We start from the raw sequence: 17,703 nt of genomic DNA, 5'->3' as shown, positions 1-17,703 counted from the left end.
CGTCGGAGATCACCTGTTCCTCGTCGGTCGGGATGACGAAGGCCATGACCTTGCTGTCCACGGCGCTGACGCGCTCCGGATTGCGGCGTCCGCCGTCTCGTCGATCGTAGGGCCGAGCCATGCGAGGCGCTTTGCGATCTCCGCGCGGATCCGAGGCTGGTTCTCGCCGACGTCCGCGTTGAAGGTGATCAGCAGCCGCTCGCTCATCGCGGCATCCTTCCGGCGAGCGGCTGGCGGGAGGCGATGAGCTTGGCGAGCGCCGCGGAGGCGACCCGGGTCCTGAGCGAGTCCGAGCGGCTGGTCAGGACGATCGGGACGCGCGCGCCGAGGACGAGGCCGGCGGCGTCGGCGCCCGCGAAGTAGATGAGCTGTTTCGCCAGCATGTTGCCGGCTTCGAGGTCGGGCGCCAGTAGGATGTCGGCCTGGCCGGCGACTGGAGAGACGATGCCCTTGGTCCTGGCGGCGTCGGGGCTGATGGCGTTGTCGAAGGCCAGCGGACCATCGACTTTCGCGCCCGTGATCTGGCCGCGCGCCGCCATGACGGTGAGGGCGGCCGCGTCGAGCGTCGACGGCATCTTGGCGCTGACGGTCTCGACTGCCGCCAGGACCGCGACCTTGGGTTCTTCGACGCCGAGAAGGCGCAGCATGTCGACAGCGTTCTGGCAGATGTCGCGCTTCTGCTCGAGGGTGGGCTGGATGTTGATGGCGGCGTCGGTGACCACGAGCGGCTTGGCGTAGGCCGGAACGTCCATGGCGTAGACATGGCTGATCCGCCGTTCGGTGCGCAGCCCGGAGTCCGGCGCCACCACGGCGCCGAGGAGCTCGTCGGTGTGGAGGCTGCCCTTCATCAGCGTCTCCACGGCGCCGGAGACCGCAAGCTCGACCGCGCGGGCGGCGGCGGCGTGACTGTGCTCCACGGATTCGATCGTGATCCCGTCGAGCGAGACGTCCGCCGCCTCGGCGGCCGCGCGGATCTTCGCCTCCGGACCGATCAGGAGCGGTTCGAACAGGCCCTCGTCGCGGGCCTCGACCGCCCCGAGGATCGCCTCGGACGAGCAGGGATGGACGATCGCGGCGCGGATGGCGGGCAGGCCGCGCGCCTCCGCCACGAAGCCGTCATACCGGTCGTGCCGCCTCAGCCTGACGTCCGGCAGCTTGGCGCGCGGCCACGTGATGGTCTTGTCGGGCGCGATCACGGTCGCGGTTCCGGTCAGGACCTCGTCGCCCTTCTGGTTCGTCGCCGCCGTGTCGAGCAGCACGATCCGGCCTTCCGGCCGCTTTTCCTTCACCGTGATGGTGACGGTGATGGTGTCGCCCGGGGCGACCGGCCGGCGGAAGCGGATGTCCTGGCCGAGATAGATCGTGCCGGGGCCCGGGAGCTTGGTGCCGAGCACGGCGGAGACGAGCGCTCCGGTCCACATGCCGTGCGCGACGACATGGCCGAACAGGTCCGTCGCCGCGAAGGCGGCGTCCATATGGGCCGGGTTGACGTCGCCCGAGACGGCCGCGAACAGGTCGATGTCGTCACGCCCCACGATGCGCACGAGCGACGCCGACTCGCCGATCGCGAGCTCGTCGAACGTGCGGTTCTTCAGCAGCGTCTCGGTCATGCGGAATCCTCAGCGCGCGAGCACGTAGGCGCCGGGCGCGTCCGCAAGCGGCGCGTAGCCTCTTTGCGGGGCGCCCATCGCGGGCGGAGCGACGCGTTCGGACGTCGAATGCCGGTCGAGCCAATCGAACCATTCAACCCACCAGGAGCCGTCTTTCGGAGCGGCGGCCGCGAACCACTCATCCGGCCCGAGGCAGGAATCGGCCGTGCGCTTGAGCGCGGAGCGATAGCGGCGTCGGGGATGGCCCGGTTCGCTGACGATGCCGGCGTTATGACCGCCGCTCGTCAGCACGAAGGTGACGTCCGTGTCGGTGAGGTAGTGGATCTTGTACACGGAGCGCCATGGCGCGACATGGTCGCGCTCCGTGCCGACGGCGAATAGCGGCGCCCGGATGTTCTGCAGCGCCGCCGGCCGGCCCTCGACCATGAAGCGGCCGGCGGCGAGTTCGTTGTCCAGATAGAGCCGACGCAAGTACTCGGCGTGCATGCGGTAGGGCATGCGGGTGGAGTCCGCATTCCACGCCATCAGATCGGTCATCGGGGTCCGCTCGCCGATCATGTAGTCGTGGACCATCCGCGACCAGACCAAGTCGTTCGACCGCAAGAGCTGGAAGGCGCCGGCCATCTGGTCGGCCGAGAGATAGCCGCGATTCCACATCATGCTTTCGAGGAAGCGCAGCTGGCTGTGGTCGATGAACAGCGCGAGTTCGCCCGGCTCCGTAAAGTCCGTCTGCGCGGCGAGCAGCGTGATCGAGGCGAGACGGTCGTCGCCGGCGCGCGCCATGGCGGCCGCAGCGATCGACAGAAGCGTGCCGCCCAGGCAGTAGCCAGCGGCATGGATCTTGGCGTCCGGGACGATCGCGCCGATCACCTCGATCGCCGCCATGACGCCGAGCCGGCGGTAGTCATCTAGGGCGAGGTCGCGATCGTCCGCGGTGGGGTTGCGCCAGGAAATGCAGAACACCGTGCGCCCGGTCGCGACGAGATGCCGGACCAGCGAATTCGCCGGCGACAGGTCGAGGATGTAGTATTTCATGATCCAGGCCGGCACGATGAGCACCGGCTCGGCCGCGACGGTCTCGCTCTGCGGCGCGTACTGTATCAGCTCGATCAGGTCGTTGCGGTAGACAACCTTTCCGGGCGTCGTCGCGACGTCGCGCCCGGCCGTGAAGTTTGCCGTTCCGACGGGCGGCCTGTTGGTGACGAGCCGGCTCGTGTCTTCGAGCCAGTTCCGAAAGCCCTGCGCGAAATTGGCGCCGCCGGTTTCGACGGTCTTGGACACGATCTCGGGGTTGGTGAGCGGATTGTTGGACGGGGAGAACACGTCCAGCAACTGCCGGGCCGAGAAGGAGAGGACCTCTTGGTGGTGAGGCGTCACGCCCGGGACGTCGTGCGTGGCGTTGTGCCACCACTGCTGGTTCAGCAGAAATGCTTGGGCGACCAAATTGTAGGGCGGCTTTTTCCAGGCGTCGGCGGCGAAACGGCGGTCTCCCGGCAGCGGCTCGATGCAGGGCGGAACATCGCCGTCGCTGACGGAGGCGAGGAGGTGAATCCAGAATCGCGCCGCCTTTCGGACGGCCTTATCCGAAAGCTCCGCCCGTTTGCCGGGCGCGCCGGCGAGGTGGATCGACCAGTCGAACAGCGCCAGGGCGCAGGCCATAGGCGAAAGGCCGCCCGTCATTCGGGCGGAAAGCGCCTCGCTCATCCGATCGATCGCCGCAAAGGCCTCGCCGCCGAGCGGCTCCTCCGTCCGGCCGGATCGGTCCGTAGACCAGACGGGTCCGCTATTCATCGTAGTCATGGTTCGTCAGGCCTTCGTCGCCAAGCCGTCGCCGGGGGCGTCGCATGATGTCCGTGAGCAGGTTCGCGACGACCGCCTCCAGCTCGCCTCCGGCCGGCTCCTGCAACGCCTCAAACGCCAGCACGTTGCGGAACAGGCCGATGCCGGCCATCGCGGCGATCGTCAGCACCGCGCGCATTTCGTTCGGGGGAGGGATGCGATCCGACAGAGGCGCGATGAGATCGGCTCCGATCACGTCCTTCAGCACGTTGCGCGCAGCGGCGCTCGACAGGGAACGTACGGCGATGTCGAGGGCTCTGACGTCCTGTGGGTTCCCCGCGTCGCGGGAGAACACCTCGCGCGCCAAGGCCTTTCCGATGTCGCTTCCCACATCGTCGAACACGCGGCCGGGCTGCAGCGAGACGTTCAGCGCGTGCGCGAACAGCTTCTCTTTCGAGCCGTAGCAGCGATGGACATAGGCGACGTCGACCTGCGCCTCGGCCGCTATGTCCCGCAGGCTCGTGTCGTCAAAAGAGGATGCCGAAAACAGCCGCATCGCCGCGTCGAGGATGCGTTGACGCGCCGATGGCGTGACCGTGGAGGCAGGCGGGTGTCGGCCCATGGCTTGTCCAAAAAGCAATCGCCATCGAAGATCTTTCTCCTATCACGCCGTTGAGTCAACGTGAGTTGACATAAGTCAAGGCGCGCGCGCCTGATGTGATGACCTTATTGAAAGGCCAATGGCCGACCGCGGCGCGGAGGAGGGCGGAATGGTTGCTGAAAAGCATTCGACGAGCGTAGGTGGCGCCGACGGCAATCAGTTTTCAGAGGCGCGCCCACAGAATTTCGACGCCGAACATTATATCGATAACGTAAGCGGTTTTAACAAAGGTATATATACTGGATTTGTGCCGTTTCTAACAGATGTATCATTAAATCAGGACGAATTGTTCAAAAGTGTGGGAAATTATAAGCGTAGCGCACAAATTTTCGCTTGCGGCGGCGAGTGGGTTCGAACCAATTCCGCCCGATTGTTGGAGGCGGCGCGGCGCTCGTTCAATGCTGGGACCGCGCGGATTCCTGTCCTAGACCAGAGATAGCGCCGCGCAGTCGGCTGTCTGACGAGGGGCGGGAGATGTCGGCATCGAAGCGCTGGTTTGCTGTCGCATCGGTCATCGTGGCCGCGGCTGGAGCCTATTTCTATTGGGGCAAGTTGGTCGGGAGCGGGTTGCCGGATGGGATCGCCCGAGGGAACGGTCGCATCGAAGCGGTGGAGATCGACGTCTCCACCAAAGCATCCGGGCGGATCCGCGAGATTCTCGCCGACGAAGGAGAGTTCGTAACGGCGGGGCAGCCGCTCGCCCACATGGACACCCGGCAACTCGAGGCGCAACGGCGTCAGGCCGCCGCGCAGATGCAGCGCGCGATGATCGCCGTGGAGACGGCGAAGAGCCTCGTCACCCAGCGTGAGGCGGAGCGGACCGCCGCGGAAGCGGTCGTCGGCCAGCGTGAGGCCGAGCTCGACGCCGCCGAGCGAAAGCTTGCGCGCTCGGAACAGCTCGCGAAGACGGAGAACGTGTCGCTGCAGGTCCTGGACAACGACCGGGCGACCGAACGGGGGGCCCGCGCCGGCGTCGCGGCGGCCCGAGCCCAGATGGCCGCGTCTGACGCCGCGATCGGAGCGGCGAAAGCGCAGGTGGTGGACGCCGGTTCGGCGGTGGACGCGGCGAAGGCCGCGATCGAGAGCATCGACGCCGATCTCGCAGACAGCACGCTCGTGTCGCCCCGCGACGGCCGCGTGCAGTATCGCGTGGCCCAGCCCGGCGAGGTCCTGTCGGCGGGCGGACGGGTGCTGAACCTCGTGGACCTCGGCGACGTCTACATGACGTTCTTCCTGCCCACCGCCCAGGCCGGCCGCGTGGCGCTCGGCGCCGAGGTGCGGCTCGTGCTCGACGCGGCGCCGAAATATCTCATTCCCGCGCGCGTGACCTATGTGGCGGACGTCGCCCAGTTCACGCCCAAGACGGTCGAGACGGAGGAGGAGCGCCAGAAGCTCATGTTCCGGGTCAAGGCCAAGATCCCGCAGGAGCTTCTGAAGAAGCACATCACCCACGTGAAGACCGGGCTGCCCGGCGTCGCCTATGTGCGGCTCTCGCCTGGCGCCGAATGGCCGAAGAGCCTGACGGGAACGCTGGTCGAATGAGCGAAACGCCGCCGGTCGTCCGTCTCCGGGACGTCGCGCTCGTCTATGGCGCCGCGCGGGCGCTCGACATGGTTTCCGTCGATCTGCCGGCCGGCGTCATGGTCGGGCTGATCGGCCCGGACGGCGTGGGCAAGTCGAGCCTGCTGTCGCTCGTCGCCGGCGCCCGCGTGGTCCAGACGGGCGTCGTCGAGACGCTCGGCGGGGACATGTCGGACGCCGAGCACCGGCGGCGGACATGTCCGCGCATCTCCTACATGCCCCAAGGGCTCGGCAAGAATCTCTACCCGACGCTCTCGGTCTTCGAAAATGTGGACTTCTTCGGTCGCCTCTTCGGCCATGACAGGCGTGAGCGGGAGCGCCGCGTCGCCGGGCTGCTCGCGCGAACCGAGCTCCAGGCCTTCGCGGAGCGTCCGGCCGCGAAGCTCTCGGGCGGCATGAAGCAGAAGCTCGGCCTCTGCTGCGCGCTGATCCATGATCCCGACCTGCTCATCCTTGATGAGCCCACCACCGGCGTCGATCCGCTGTCTCGCCGCCAGTTCTGGGAGCTCATCGACGACATCCGCCGTGACCGGCCCGGCATGAGCGTGATCGTCGCGACCGCCTACATGGAGGAGGCGGAGCGGCTCGATTTTCTGGTCGCAATGGACGCCGGGCGCGTGCTTGCGACCGGCTCCCCGGACGAACTCAAGGCTCGCGCATCGGCGACGACGCTGGACGCGGCCTTCATCGCGCTCTTGCCGGAAGCGAAGCGCCGCGGCCACGAGGAGGTGGTCATTCCGCCCCGCGCGGCCGGCGTGGACGAGATGATCGCCATCGAGGCGCAGGGGCTGACCATGCGCTTCGGCGATTTCACGGCGGTGGACCAGGTCAGCTTCCGCATTCCGCGCGGCGAGATCTTCGGCTTCCTCGGCTCGAACGGCTGCGGGAAGTCCACCACGATGAAGATGCTCACGGGCCTCCTGCCGGCGAGCGAGGGAACGGCCCGGTTGTTCGGACGCGAGGTCGATCCGAAGGACATGGCCGTGCGGCGCCGCGTCGGCTACATGAGCCAGGCGTTCTCGCTCTACGGCGAACTGACGGTCCGGCAGAATCTCGATCTCCACGCGCGGCTGTTCGGCCTCGATCCTGAAGCGATCCCCGGCCGGATCGCCGAGATGGCGAACCGCTTCGGTCTCGACGACGTCATGGACTCGTGGCCCGACGCGCTCCCGCTCGGCGTGCGCCAGCGACTGTCGCTTGCGGTCGCCATGATCCATGCGCCCGAAATCCTGATCCTGGACGAGCCGACCTCCGGCGTCGATCCGATCGCCCGCGACAATTTCTGGAGCATTCTCGCCGAGCTGTCGCGCAAGGACGGCGTGACGATCTTCGTCTCGACCCATTTCATGAACGAGGCGGAGCTCTGCGACCGGATCTCCCTCATGCATGCGGGAAAGGTCCTGATCAGCGACACGCCCGCGGAAATCGTGCGCAGCCGAAACGCATCGAACCTCGAGGAGGCGTTCGTCGCCTGTCTCGAGGACGCCATCGGCGAGCCTCCGGCGTCGCCTGCGCCCAGTCCCGCTCCGCGCGACCCGGCGGACGGGGCGGTCCCGCAACCCACCGTCCCGTCCGTCCGCCGCAGCTTCAGCCTCCGACGCATGTTCGCCTACAGCCGTCGTGAAACGATCGAGCTGCGGCGCGATCCGATCCGAGCGGCTCTCGCCGTCGTCGGCAGCCTCATCCTGATGTTCGTCATCGGGTATGGGGTCAACATGGACGTCGAGGATCTGACCTTCGCCGTCCTCGATCGTGACGACACGACCGTCAGCCGCGACTACGTCCAACAGATCGCGGGGTCGCGATACTTCATCGAGAAGAGACCGCTGCAGGATTACGCCGATCTCGACCGACGGATGCGCGACGGAACGCTCAGTTTCGCGCTCGAGATCCCGCCGAACTTCGCACGCGACGTGGCGCGGGGGCGGAACGTCGAACTCGGAGCCTGGATCGACGGGGCGATGCCCGCCCGCGCCGAGACCGTCCGGGGTTACGTGCAGGGCATGCACGCGAACTGGCTCGCCGGGAAGGCGCGGCTGCTCTACGGCTCGGCGGCGACGGTCGGCGAGTTTCAACTCGCGATCCGCTATCGCTACAATCCCGACGTCCGCTCGCTTGTCGCCATGGCGCCGGCGGTGATCCCGCTGATGCTGATCATGATCCCTGCGATGCTCGCGGCGCTCAGCGTCGTGAGGGAGAAGGAGCTCGGCTCCATCATCAACTTTTATGTGACGCCGGTGACGCGGTTCGAGTTCCTGATCGGCAAGCAACTGCCCTACGTCGCCCTCGCCATGCTGAACTTCGTGCTGCTTACGGCGCTTGCGATATTCGTGTTCCAGGTGCCGTTCACCGGCGACTTCATCTGTTACGCGGTCGGCGCTCTTCTCTATGTGAGCGCGACGACCGGGATGGGGCTGGTCATCTCGTCCTTCATGGGCAGCCAGATCGCCGCGATCTTCGGGACGGCGGTGCTGACCTTGATCCCGGCCTCGCAGTATTCCGGGATGATCGATCCGGTGTCTTCGTTGCAGGGCGCGGGGCGTTTCATCGGCGAGATTTATCCGACGACCCACTTCATCACGATATCGCGCGGAGCTTTCTCCAAGGGGCTGGGCTTCGACGAGCTCTGGCCCTCCCTCGTTCCGCTGGCGCTCGCGATCCCCGTCCTGATCGGCTTGGCCGGCGCTTTGCTGCGCAAGCAGGCGAGGTGACCTGATGCGCCTCGCCAACGTCTTCGACCTCGGCGTCAAGGAGCTGCGCGGCCTCGGGCGCGACCCGATGCTGCTCGGCCTCGTCGTCTACGCCTTCACATTGTCGATCTACACCGAATCGCACGCGCTGCCGGAGACGCTGAACAGGGCGGCGATCGCGATCGTCGACGAGGACCAGTCGCCGGCGTCGTCGCGCATCGTGACCGCCTTCTATCCGCCCTTCTTCACGCCTCCAAAACTGATCTTGCAGCCGGAGATGGACAAGCGGATGGACGCGGGCCTCGACACCTTCGCGCTCGACATTCCGCCGAACTTCCAGCGCGACCTGCTCGCAGGTCGTTCGCCGACCATCCAGCTCAACATCGACGCGACCCGCATGTCGCAGGCCTTCACCGGCGGGGGTTATGTCCAGTCGATCGTCTCCGGCGAGGTGACCGGGTTCCTCGACCGGCACCGCGCGTCCGAAAACCCACCGGTCGATCTCGCCTTGAGAGCCCGTTTCAATCCCGATCTCGACAAAGGCTGGTTCGGTGCGATCAGCGACGTCATCTTGTCGATCACCATGCTGTCGATCGTGCTGACCGGCGCCGCGCTGATCCGGGAGCGGGAGCACGGCACGGTCGAGCATCTGCTGGTCATGCCCGTGACCGCGGTCGAGATCATGGTCAGCAAGATCTGGTCCATGGGGCTCGTCGTGCTGGTCGCCTCCGCCGTCTCCATCGTCTTCGTGGTTGAGTGGCTGCTCGCCGTGCCGATCCAAGGCTCCGTCGCGCTCTTTCTGGCGGCGACGGCGGTGCATCTCTTCGCCACGACCTGCATGGGCGTGTTCCTTGCGACGGTCGCCGGCACCATGCCCCAGTTCGGGCTGCTGCTGATGCTCGTGCTGCTGCCGCTTCAGCTGCTCTCCGGCGCGACCACGCCGCGCGAAAGCATGCCGGAGATCATCCAGACGCTCATGCTGGCGGCGCCGAACACGCATTTCGTTATTCTGGCGCAATCGATCCTGTTCCGCGGCGCGGGGATCGACGTGGTGTGGCCGCAGTTCGCGGCGCTCATCATGATCGGCTCGATCCTGTTCGTCCTCGCCCTGCGCCGTTTCCGCGCCTTCCTCAGGTGAGGCCGCGCCGAAACGCATCCGGAGACGACGCGTCTCGATTACAATGGAGAGGAGGGGCGGGCGCACCAAACTGCAGATGAACTGAGGACGAGCGTTCCGCCATCGGCCCCGCGGGCCTCCGGCCGGACGTCGGATCTGCGCCACGTCCAAGATCGGCTCCGTCGTTTGCGCCGACGACGGCTCTTACGTCTTCGCCGGCGGCGATCACGAAACGCAAGCACGTCGAGGGATCTCTCAATGACCGTTGAAAAGCAGCCTGACGCGCGTCTCGACGCCGAGACGCTGGCCGCCATGAACGTATGGTGGCGCGCCGCGAACTTCCTCTCGGTCGGCCAAATCTATCTGCTCGACAATCCGCTGCTGCGACGACCGCTCGAGATCGGCGACGTCAAGCCCCGCCTACTCGGCCATTGGGGCACGACGCCCGGGCTCAACTTCATCTATCTCCATCTGAACCGGGTGATCCGCGCGAGGGACGTCGACGTGCTCTACGTCGCGGGTCCCGGCCATGGCGCGCCGGGCGTCGTCGCGAGCACCTATCTCGACGGCACCTACAGCGAACTCTACCCCGAGATCTCCCGCGACGAGGAGGGCGTCAGGAAGCTGTTCCGCCAGTTCTCCTTCCCCGGCGGCATCCCGAGCCACGCGGCGCCTGAGACGCCGGGCTCGATCCACGAGGGCGGAGAGCTCGGCTATTCGCTCGCCCACGCCTTCGGGGCCGTGCTCGACAATCCGGACTTGATCGCGGCCTGCGTCGTCGGCGACGGCGAGGCGGAGACCGGCCCGCTTGCGGCCTCGTGGCATTCGAACAAGTTCCTGAACCCTGCGACCGACGGCGCGGTGCTGCCGATCCTGCACCTCAACGGCTACAAGATCGCGAATCCCACCATCCTCGCCCGCATCGACCCCGAGGAGCTCCGCGCCCTATTCCGTGGCTATGGCTACGAGCCGATCTTCGTGGAGGGCGACCAGCCCGATCCGATGCATGAGGCGATGGCGGCGGCGCTCGACGGCGCCTTCGACATGATCCGCGCGATCCAGAACGAGGCGCGCGGCGGCGGCGCGCCCGCGGGACGTCCGCGCTGGCCCATGATCGTGTTCCGCAGCCCCAAGGGCTGGACCGGCCCGGCCTTCGTGGACGGGCTGAAGGCCGAGGGCTTCTGGCGCTCGCATCAGGTGCCGTTCAGCGACATGTCGAAGCCTGAGCACCTGACGCTGCTCGAGGACTGGCTGCGGAGCTATCGGCCCGAGGAGCTGTTCGACGAGGCGGGCGCGTTCCTGCCCGAGATCGCCGCGCTCGCGCCTCGCGGCGAGAAGCGCATGAGCGCCAACCCGCACGCCAATGGCGGCGCGCTGAAGCGGCCGCTCAGGATGCCGGACTTCACCGAGCACGCGGTCGCCGTCGAAAGGCCCGGCGCCGTGAAGGCGGAGGCGACGCGCGTGATGGGCGCGTTCCTGCGCGACGTCATGAAGGCCAATGAGGCGAGCCGGAACTTCCGGGTCTTCGGTCCAGACGAGACCGCCTCGAACCGGCTCTCGGCGCTGTTCGAGGTGACCGACCGGGCCTGGATGGAGCGCACGATCCCTGAGGACGACCACCTCGCGCCGACCGGCCGCGTGATGGAGGCGTTGAGCGAGCATCTTTGCCAGGGCTGGCTCGAGGGCTATCTGCTCACCGGTCGCCACGGCTTGTTCTCCTGCTACGAGGCGTTCATCCACATCGTCGACTCGATGTTCAACCAGCACGCAAAGTGGCTAAAGACCTTGAAGGAGACGCCGTGGCGCAGGCCGATCGCCTCGCTCAACTATCTGCTGACCTCCCATGTCTGGCAGCAGGACCACAACGGCTTCAGTCATCAGGACCCGGGCTTCATCGACCATGTCGTGAACAAGAAGGCCGACATCGTGCGCGTCTACCTGCCGCCGGACGCCAACACGCTGCTCTACGTCGCCGACCATTGCCTGCGGAGCTGGGACCGCATCAACGTCATCGTGGCGGGCAAGGCGCCGGCTCTGCAATGGCTCGACATGGACGCCGCCATCAAGCACTGCACGCGGGGGATCGGGGTCTGGGAATGGGCGAGCACGGACAAGGGCTCGGAGCCCGATGTCGTGATGGCCTGCGCCGGCGACGCGCCGACGCTCGAGACGCTCGCCGCCGTCGACTTGCTGCGCGGCTACTTCCCGGACCTGAAGGTCCGGGTGGTCAATGTCGTCGACCTGATGACGCTGCAGCCGAAATCCGAGCATCCGCACGGCCTGACGGACGCCGATTTCGACGCGCTGTTCACGACTGACAAGCCCGTGATCTTCGCCTATCACGGCTATCCCTGGCTCATTCACCGGCTGGCCTATCGCCGGGCGAACCACGCTAACCTGCATGTCCGCGGGTATCGCGAGGAGGGTTCGACCACGACGACCTTCGACATGGTCGTGCGCAATGGCGTCGACCGCTTCCATTTGGTCGCCGACGTGATCGACCGCACGCCGGCGCTCGGGGCCTCGGCCGTCTCCGTGAAGCAAGCGATCAGCGACAAGCTGATCGAGCACGAGCGCTACATCCGCGCCCATGGCCTGGACCTGCCCGAGGTGCGCGACTGGAGATGGAGCTCGGCCGAAGGCGACCCGGGCCGGGCTTCGTAAAGCGCGGCTGAGATCTTTCTGACGCCGCCGACCGCGGGCGAAGCAAGGCCAGCCTCGGCGTCGTAGGTCCGGATTGACGGAAGAGCGCTCCCTGCCCTAATTGATTCTACGATGAGGACGTGCCTTGCATCGCGCCGCCCAGTGCGGCGCTGCCCTATCGCAGGAACATAGCTCGCGGTCAGGCCTTGCGTCTGAGCCGCGGGAGGGCCTGCCACAGCCGTCCACCGGCGTTCGTCGCCGGTTTCCCAGTCAACTCTCCGATCCACGCGACGGGCGACGGATGACGCGCCGGCTTGGCGCGTGGACGCCAAACTTGTGAGCCATCGTGTCCGGACGCTCAGTCACCCGAAAGCCCAAGATCGCCCTCTCGACGACCGACCATGATCGTCTGTCGGCGCTCGCCGCCACGATCTCTCGTCGCAGCCCCGACATCGCCGACGCCCTGCAAACTGAACTGTCTCGCGGCAAGCTGGTCGCCGACCATCTCCTGCCGGACGATGTGGTGAGGATGGGATCGACAGTGACGTACCAGGTCGAAGAAGCGGCGGCGCGGACGGTCAAGCTCGTCTATCCTGCAGAGGCGGACATCGACGCTGGGCGCGTCTCCGTCCTCACGCCGATAGGGACGGCGCTCCTGGGCCTGTCTCCTGGACAGACGATGCCTTGGATGACCACCTCCGGCGACCTAAGGCGGCTGCTGATCGTCGCCGTGCGTCAGGACGCGTCGGATCGAAACGCCGTCAGCGGCGCAGAGCGCGTCGCAAGAGGATTTCCGACGTAACCCGAGGCGCGGGTCCGCCAAGGGCCTCGCCCTCGACGGACCCGCGTCTCCCTTAGACGGGGCGGGGCCGTCTGCAAAAAGAGGTCAGGCTGCGAGCAGTTCGTCCGCCGGACCGAAAAACTCGTAGTGGATCCTCGAGGACGGCACGCCGAGGCTTACGAGGCCGCCGACGAAGGCGCGGAGAAAGCCGCGCGGACCGCACAGGACATACTCCGCGTCGCTGAGCGGCGTGTGTTTCGCGAGCCATTCGGGCGTCACGAGTCCCGCCTCGTCATAGGCTTCGCCCTTCACGTCCTGCGGGCGCGGCTTCTCGTAGAAGAAGGTCGTGCGGATGCGGCCGCCGGAAGCCTCGGCGAGCGCGCGCACCTCCGTCCCGAGCGCATGGGTGGCGCCTGACAGGGCGCCGTGGACGAAGTGGACGGCCTGTCCGGCGCCTTGTTTGGCGAGAGCGCTCAGCATGCTGACCATTGGGGTCAGGCCAACGCCGCCGCTGACCAGAATGACTGGCCGCTCGGACGGCTCCGGCAGCACGAACTCGCCGGCCGGGGCGCCGACCTTCAGCCGGCCGCCCGGCTGAAGCGAATCGTGCAGCCAGCTGGAGGCGACGCCCTGCGGCTCACGCTTCACCGAGATGCGGTAGCCGTCGTCTCCCGGGGCCGACGAGATGGTGTAGTTCCGCTTCAGCGGCGTGCGATCGGGAAGCTCCAGCCACAGCGTCAGATACTGACCCGGGCGGTGCGGCAGCGTCGTGCCGCCGTCCGCCGGCTTCAGCACGAAGGAGGTGATGACGTCGCTCTCGCGCCGCTTCTCGGCGATGACGAAATCGCGCCAGCCGATCCAGCCGCCCGGAGCCGCGACGTGCTCGGCGTAGATCTCCGCCTCGCGGCCGATCAGGACGTCGGCGAGGAACCAATAGGCCTCGCCCCATGCCGCGAGAATCTCTGGCGTCGCGGCGTCGCCCAGCACGTCCTCGATGGCGGCGAGCAGCGCGTCGGCGACGTAAGGATAGTGCTCGGGCAGGATGTTCAGCCCGACATGTTTCTGGGCGATGCGCTCCACGGCGCCGGCGAGCGCGTCGAGATTGTCGATGTTCCGGGCATAGGCCAGCACCGCGGCCGCGAGCGCGTGCGGCTGCGAGCCGGTCTCGCCGTGGTGAGACTGATTGAAAAGATCCCGGATGTCCGGGTTCTGGAACATCCGCTCGTACATCCGGCGGGTGACGGCGAGCCCGTGGGCCTCCAAAGCCGGGACTGTGGCCTTGACCGTGCTGATGGTCGACTCGCTGAGTTCTCGAGGCATCGCGCCCTCATAAGGTACATGGACAATGCACCTTCTACGGTCTTGGTCAAAAGGTGTAAAGAGGATATATCTTCTGGATGCGACTGACGCTCCACACCGACTACGCCCTGCGCGCGCTGATCTATCTCGGCTTGAGGTCCGGCCGCCGCATCTCGATCCGCGAGATCGCGGAGGCGCACCGCATCTCCGAGAACCACCTGATCAAGGTGATCCACAATCTCGGCCGGGGGGGCTTCGTGCGCACCATTCGCGGGAAGGGCGGCGGGCTTGTCCTGGCGCGGCCGCCGGAGGAAATCGGGGTCGGCGACGTCGTTCGCTTCACCGAAGACGACATGGCGCTCGTCGTCTGCTTCCAGGGCGAATCGGCGAGTTGCGCGCTGATCGGCGCATGTCGGCTGCAAGGCCTTCTGGGCGAGGCGCTGGCCGCCTTCCTTGCGGTCCTGGACGGAAAGACTCTCGCCGATCTGATCGGCGGCCCGAACAGGCGGGTCATGGCGCAGCGGCTCGGCCTCGACGAAGACGCCTCCGCCGCTCGCGCTTAGCCCGACCATTCGATCAAGCAGAAACAGCGCTGCGCCGGGAGGTCCTAGACCATAGAACGGCAAGTTGATTATCGATGGCGATCGCGAAGGCTCTGCACGTCTGTCACCGCGACCGTCGCCCCCTTAATCTCGACGCCTATGACCCTGAGACGCGCCAAGGAGCGCGAGAATGTTTCAGGCCTCATGCCAAGCCGTTTCGCGATCAGCGTCTTCTCGTAGGGCAAGGTCAGGGTGACCGCGCCGGATCGGTTGCCGATAAGATCGATCAGGAAGCGGATGATCCGCTCTTCTCCCGTCAGGAGAGTCATTGTCTCGATCTGATTGACCAAGGCCTTGAGATGGCTCGACATGGAGGCGAGCATGGCGAAGGCCACATCCGGCTTCGCGGCGATCCGGGCGCGGAGCGCCGTGCTTGCGATTGCGAGAACTCTGGCCGGCGTCACGGCGACTGCCGACATAGGGTACTTTTTGTCGAGAAACATTGCGGCTTCAGCGAAGGTCTCGGCCTTCGCGAAGATATGGACCACGGCCTCGCCGCCGTCCGCATCGAGGCGGCTCAGCTTCATCCGGCCCTCGAGAATCAGGAAGAGCGCGCGCGCCGGGTCGTCTTGACCGAACAGCTGTTCGCCTCTCTCCAGCGACAAGACCATGCGTTCGTCGATGAGCGCCAGAAGGTCCTCTTCCTCCATGCTCCGCAGCAGCAGGCAGGATCTAATCGTCCGCCAGTCGTCTTTAGTCAGCAAGCGGAGCCCCCTCTGTGAGGTCGTCGACGGGCTGGAAGGGAAGGCGAATCCGCGAGGAGGGCGCCGAACATAGATTTGTGCGCGCCGTCGGGGAAGCGGACGCCGCGCGAAACGCCATGGCGCAACTAATGCGCCGATCTCCAGCACCGACTTAGGCGCCGTCTCGCGCCAGAATCCGAAAGCCGCTGTTCGATCACATGCCCATCCTTGTCGAGGACGGCCCGCCATGTCCGGGCCCCCGAGCGCAAGGTTAGCCGACTGCGCCCCGCGTCCTCGCCTTCTCCTGCCTCGACGAGGCTTGCGACGCGCCCGAGCCGCATGCGCCTGCGGAGCTCGTCGAGCGGCAGCCGCAGGGCAGACGCCGCCTCCGCGGCGCTGAGAACGAAGTCGCCGCTTCCGTCCCGTTCGAACCGCATCGCCGCGTCTGTTCCGCCGATCGTCTTCCGCGTCGTCATACGACCTCCAGCTTTCGACGCATCGCCGGGCGATTGGCGACGAGATCGGCCAGGGTCAGCCGGTCGAGCTCGGCGAAGAAGGCGTCGACAGCGCCGCGCAGCGCGCCGGTCAGCCGACAGGCCCCGCTCAGCACGCAATCGACCTGTCCGGAGCCGAGGCAGGAGACCAGGGCGACATCCTCCTCGAGCGCGCGGATCGCGTCGCCCATGCGGATCGTGTCGGGGGACTTCGCCAAAGCGAGGCCGCCGCGGCGCCCGCGAACGCTCTTGACGAGACCGAGGCCGACGAGCGTCTGGACGACCTTCATTAGGTGGTTCTTTGATACCCTGTGGCGCGTCGCAAGCTCCTCGATCGTTACGAGACGGTCGTCGAGGACCGCGAGCGCCATCAGCACGCGCAGCCCGTAGTCCGTATGGAAGGTCAGGCGCATCGTCCGCTCCAAAGAGGCATTTACAATACCTCTTTTCGAGCGTAAGAAAACAGGCGCCTGGATACTTCTTTAGGGGCGGCGTCATGTCGAGCGGTCGATCAGCGGAATTGTCGGAGGAACTCGTCGTCCGGCTCGTCGACGCCTTCTATTGCCGCGTCCGTGTGGACGCCGTGCTCGGCCCCATCTTCGAACGCCGGCTGGAGGGCCGCTGGGACCAGCACCTGGCCACGATGACGGACTTCTGGTCATCGGTCGCACTGACGAGCGGCCGCTACAACGGCAAGCCCCATGTCGCGCATCAGCTCCTTGGAGTGACGCCGGAGCATTTCGAACGCTGGCTGCGCCTGTTCGAGGCGACCGTCGTCGATCTCTGCGAGGGGCCGGCCGCCGCCCTCTTCATCGACCGGGCGCATCGGATCGCTGACAGCCTGCAAATCGGCCTGAACATCGGGCCGAAGGCTCTGCGCCTGCCGCCGCGCGCGACGGTCGCGCAAAGCGCGGCGTAAGCGACATGCCGAGGACGCGGAGGGCGAGACCGTGACCCGCGCCGCAGCCCGTGTTCCAGGAACTGATCTCACGGTCGAGCGCATGCCGGGACACTGGCTGCTCGCGCGTCTTGGCAAGCGCGTGCTGCGCCCCGGCGGGCTCGAACTGACGGAGGCGCTGCTCGGCGATCTCGCGGTCGCGGCGGGGGACGACGTGGTGGAGTTCGCGCCCGGCCTCGGGCGGACGGCGAAACGCCTGGTCGAGGCCGGGCCGCGCAGCTATCTCGGCGTCGAGCGCGACGAGGACGCGGCGCGCTGGACCCGCGGGCGATTGCCGAACGCCGCGAATGTCGGGATCCGAGTCGGATCGGCCGAGAATGCCGGGATCCCCGGCCGGTCGGCGAGCGTCGTGGTCGGCGAGGCGATGCTGACTATGAACACGCAGGCTCACAAGGAGCGCATCGTCGCCGAGGCGTCCCGCATCCTGCGCAAAGGCGGCCGGTACGGCCTCCATGAGCTCGCCATCGTCCCGGACGACGCGCCGGAGAAGGTCAAGAAAGAGATCGAACTGGCGCTGTCGCAATCGATTCATGTCGGCGCGCGCCCGCTCACCGAGTCCGAGTGGCGTGCTCTCCTCGAAACCTCCGGCTTCTCGGTACGGACGGTCCGCTTTGCGCCTATGCATCTGCTGGAGCCTGCCCGGATGGTCGCCGATGAAGGCCTGCCGCGGACGCTGCTGCTGTTGGCGAGGATCCTCTCCAACCGGACCGCTCGGAAACGGATCCTCGCCATGCGCCGGACGTTCAGGCGCTACGAAGGCTCGCTGCATGCGATCTCGATCGTGGCGGCGAAGCCAGACTGAACG

16 protein-coding genes are annotated in these 17,703 nt (G+C 66.8%); 9 read left to right on the top strand and 7 right to left on the bottom strand.

What is annotated here, in order from left to right; all coding sequences use genetic code 11:
* Nucleotides 1-203 precede the first annotated feature (203 nt).
* From EK403_RS16090 to EK403_RS16080, 3 genes are read right to left on the bottom strand one after another with little or no spacing between them, the layout of a single operon-like run.
* On the bottom strand, nt 204-1,610 hold the full coding sequence (locus tag EK403_RS16090) for a bifunctional enoyl-CoA hydratase/phosphate acetyltransferase (protein ID WP_128778492.1): 1,407 nt from the start codon (nt 1,608-1,610) through the stop codon (nt 204-206).
* Between the two features lie 9 nt (nt 1,611-1,619).
* Nucleotides 1,620-3,410: a PHA/PHB synthase family protein gene (locus EK403_RS16085; protein ID WP_128778491.1), complete on the bottom strand. Its 1,791-nt coding sequence runs from the start codon at nt 3,408-3,410 to the stop codon at nt 1,620-1,622.
* The gene (locus EK403_RS16080; RefSeq protein WP_128778490.1) at nt 3,394-4,011 is read right to left on the bottom strand and encodes a TetR/AcrR family transcriptional regulator; all 618 of its coding nucleotides are present in this window, start codon (nt 4,009-4,011) and stop codon (nt 3,394-3,396) included. The genes EK403_RS16085 and EK403_RS16080 overlap by 17 nt, the downstream gene beginning before the upstream one ends.
* Nucleotides 4,012-4,129: 118 nt before the next feature.
* On the opposite strand from EK403_RS16080, the gene EK403_RS16075 reads away from it, so the two are divergent.
* The 6 genes from EK403_RS16075 to rnk all read left to right on the top strand — a co-directional run bounded on the left by EK403_RS16075 (nt 4,130) and on the right by rnk (nt 12,883).
* Nucleotides 4,130-4,489 (top strand): hypothetical protein, encoded by a 360-nt coding sequence (locus EK403_RS16075; protein ID WP_128778489.1) that lies wholly within the window; start codon nt 4,130-4,132, stop codon nt 4,487-4,489.
* 35 nt (nt 4,490-4,524) lie between these two features.
* Nucleotides 4,525-5,592 (top strand): HlyD family secretion protein, encoded by a 1,068-nt coding sequence (locus tag EK403_RS16070; RefSeq protein ID WP_128778488.1) that lies wholly within the window; start codon nt 4,525-4,527, stop codon nt 5,590-5,592.
* A complete protein-coding gene (gene rbbA / locus EK403_RS16065; RefSeq protein WP_245479739.1) occupies nt 5,589-8,342 on the top strand; it encodes a ribosome-associated ATPase/putative transporter RbbA in 2,754 nt (917 codons plus the stop codon). The genes EK403_RS16070 and rbbA overlap by 4 nt, the downstream gene beginning before the upstream one ends.
* Nucleotides 8,343-8,346: 4 nt before the next feature.
* Entirely contained in the window at nt 8,347-9,459 is a 1,113-nt protein-coding gene (locus EK403_RS16060; protein WP_128778486.1) for an ABC transporter permease, read from the top strand.
* Nucleotides 9,460-9,696: 237 nt separating this feature from the next.
* Complete coding sequence (locus EK403_RS16055) at nt 9,697-12,102, top strand: phosphoketolase family protein (protein ID WP_128778485.1); 2,406 nt, start codon at nt 9,697-9,699, stop codon at nt 12,100-12,102.
* Between the two features lie 325 nt (nt 12,103-12,427).
* The gene (gene rnk / locus EK403_RS16050) at nt 12,428-12,883 is read left to right on the top strand and encodes a nucleoside diphosphate kinase regulator (RefSeq protein ID WP_164919633.1); all 456 of its coding nucleotides are present in this window, start codon (nt 12,428-12,430) and stop codon (nt 12,881-12,883) included.
* An 84-nt stretch (nt 12,884-12,967) separates the two neighbouring features.
* Here the strand turns inward: rnk and hmpA are convergent, their stop codons facing one another.
* Nucleotides 12,968-14,182: an NO-inducible flavohemoprotein gene (hmpA, locus tag EK403_RS16045; RefSeq protein ID WP_128778483.1), complete on the bottom strand. Its 1,215-nt coding sequence runs from the start codon at nt 14,180-14,182 to the stop codon at nt 12,968-12,970.
* Between the two features lie 77 nt (nt 14,183-14,259).
* Between hmpA and EK403_RS16040 the strand changes: the two genes are divergently transcribed.
* Nucleotides 14,260-14,724 (top strand): RrF2 family transcriptional regulator, encoded by a 465-nt coding sequence (locus EK403_RS16040; protein ID WP_128778482.1) that lies wholly within the window; start codon nt 14,260-14,262, stop codon nt 14,722-14,724.
* A gap of 68 nt (nt 14,725-14,792) precedes the next feature.
* Here EK403_RS16040 and EK403_RS16035 read toward each other — a convergent pair whose 3' ends face one another.
* The 3 genes from EK403_RS16035 to EK403_RS16030 are packed head-to-tail and all read right to left on the bottom strand — an operon-like array spanning nt 14,793 to nt 16,353.
* Nucleotides 14,793-15,614, bottom strand: coding sequence for a Crp/Fnr family transcriptional regulator (locus EK403_RS16035; RefSeq protein ID WP_164919632.1), 822 nt, complete (start codon nt 15,612-15,614; stop codon nt 14,793-14,795).
* Nucleotides 15,593-15,883: a DUF6522 family protein gene (locus tag EK403_RS23800; RefSeq protein ID WP_428979621.1), complete on the bottom strand. Its 291-nt coding sequence runs from the start codon at nt 15,881-15,883 to the stop codon at nt 15,593-15,595. The genes EK403_RS16035 and EK403_RS23800 overlap by 22 nt, the downstream gene beginning before the upstream one ends.
* A gap of 35 nt (nt 15,884-15,918) precedes the next feature.
* Entirely contained in the window at nt 15,919-16,353 is a 435-nt protein-coding gene (locus EK403_RS16030) for an RrF2 family transcriptional regulator (RefSeq protein ID WP_128778480.1), read from the bottom strand.
* A 161-nt stretch (nt 16,354-16,514) separates the two neighbouring features.
* Here EK403_RS16030 and EK403_RS16025 point away from each other — a divergent pair, with 161 nt between their 5' ends.
* Nucleotides 16,515-16,859, top strand: coding sequence for a group III truncated hemoglobin (locus EK403_RS16025; protein ID WP_245479738.1), 345 nt, complete (start codon nt 16,515-16,517; stop codon nt 16,857-16,859).
* A 31-nt stretch (nt 16,860-16,890) separates the two neighbouring features.
* Entirely contained in the window at nt 16,891-17,700 is an 810-nt protein-coding gene (locus tag EK403_RS16020; protein WP_245479737.1) for a class I SAM-dependent methyltransferase, read from the top strand.
* The last annotated feature ends 3 nt before the right edge of the window (nt 17,701-17,703 follow it).

Origin of the sequence: Hansschlegelia zhihuaiae (assembly GCF_004103825.1) — a bacterium.
In the GTDB taxonomy this organism is placed as follows: Bacteria; Pseudomonadota; Alphaproteobacteria; order Rhizobiales; family Methylopilaceae; genus Methylopila; species Methylopila zhihuaiae.
Note: the sequence above shows the minus strand (reverse complement) of the source record. Positions and strands in the feature narration are given on the sequence as shown.

Bases quoted from the DNA above. Each gene is read 5' to 3' on its own strand.
- EK403_RS16090 (WP_128778492.1), bottom strand. From the start codon at position 1,610: ATGACCGAGACGCTGCTGAAGAACCGCACGTTCGACGAGCTCGCGATC.
- EK403_RS16085 (WP_128778491.1), bottom strand. From the start codon at position 3,410: ATGACTACGATGAATAGCGGACCCGTCTGGTCTACGGACCGATCCGGC.
- EK403_RS16080 (WP_128778490.1), bottom strand. From the start codon at position 4,011: ATGGGCCGACACCCGCCTGCCTCCACGGTCACGCCATCGGCGCGTCAA.
- EK403_RS16075 (WP_128778489.1), top strand. From the start codon at position 4,130: ATGGCCGACCGCGGCGCGGAGGAGGGCGGAATGGTTGCTGAAAAGCAT.
- EK403_RS16070 (WP_128778488.1), top strand. From the start codon at position 4,525: ATGTCGGCATCGAAGCGCTGGTTTGCTGTCGCATCGGTCATCGTGGCC.
- rbbA (WP_245479739.1), top strand. From the start codon at position 5,589: ATGAGCGAAACGCCGCCGGTCGTCCGTCTCCGGGACGTCGCGCTCGTC.
- EK403_RS16060 (WP_128778486.1), top strand. From the start codon at position 8,347: ATGCGCCTCGCCAACGTCTTCGACCTCGGCGTCAAGGAGCTGCGCGGC.
- EK403_RS16055 (WP_128778485.1), top strand. From the start codon at position 9,697: ATGACCGTTGAAAAGCAGCCTGACGCGCGTCTCGACGCCGAGACGCTG.
- hmpA (WP_128778483.1), bottom strand. From the start codon at position 14,182: ATGCCTCGAGAACTCAGCGAGTCGACCATCAGCACGGTCAAGGCCACA.
- EK403_RS16040 (WP_128778482.1), top strand. From the start codon at position 14,260: ATGCGACTGACGCTCCACACCGACTACGCCCTGCGCGCGCTGATCTAT.
- EK403_RS23800 (WP_428979621.1), bottom strand. From the start codon at position 15,883: ATGCGGTTCGAACGGGACGGAAGCGGCGACTTCGTTCTCAGCGCCGCG.
- EK403_RS16030 (WP_128778480.1), bottom strand. From the start codon at position 16,353: ATGCGCCTGACCTTCCATACGGACTACGGGCTGCGCGTGCTGATGGCG.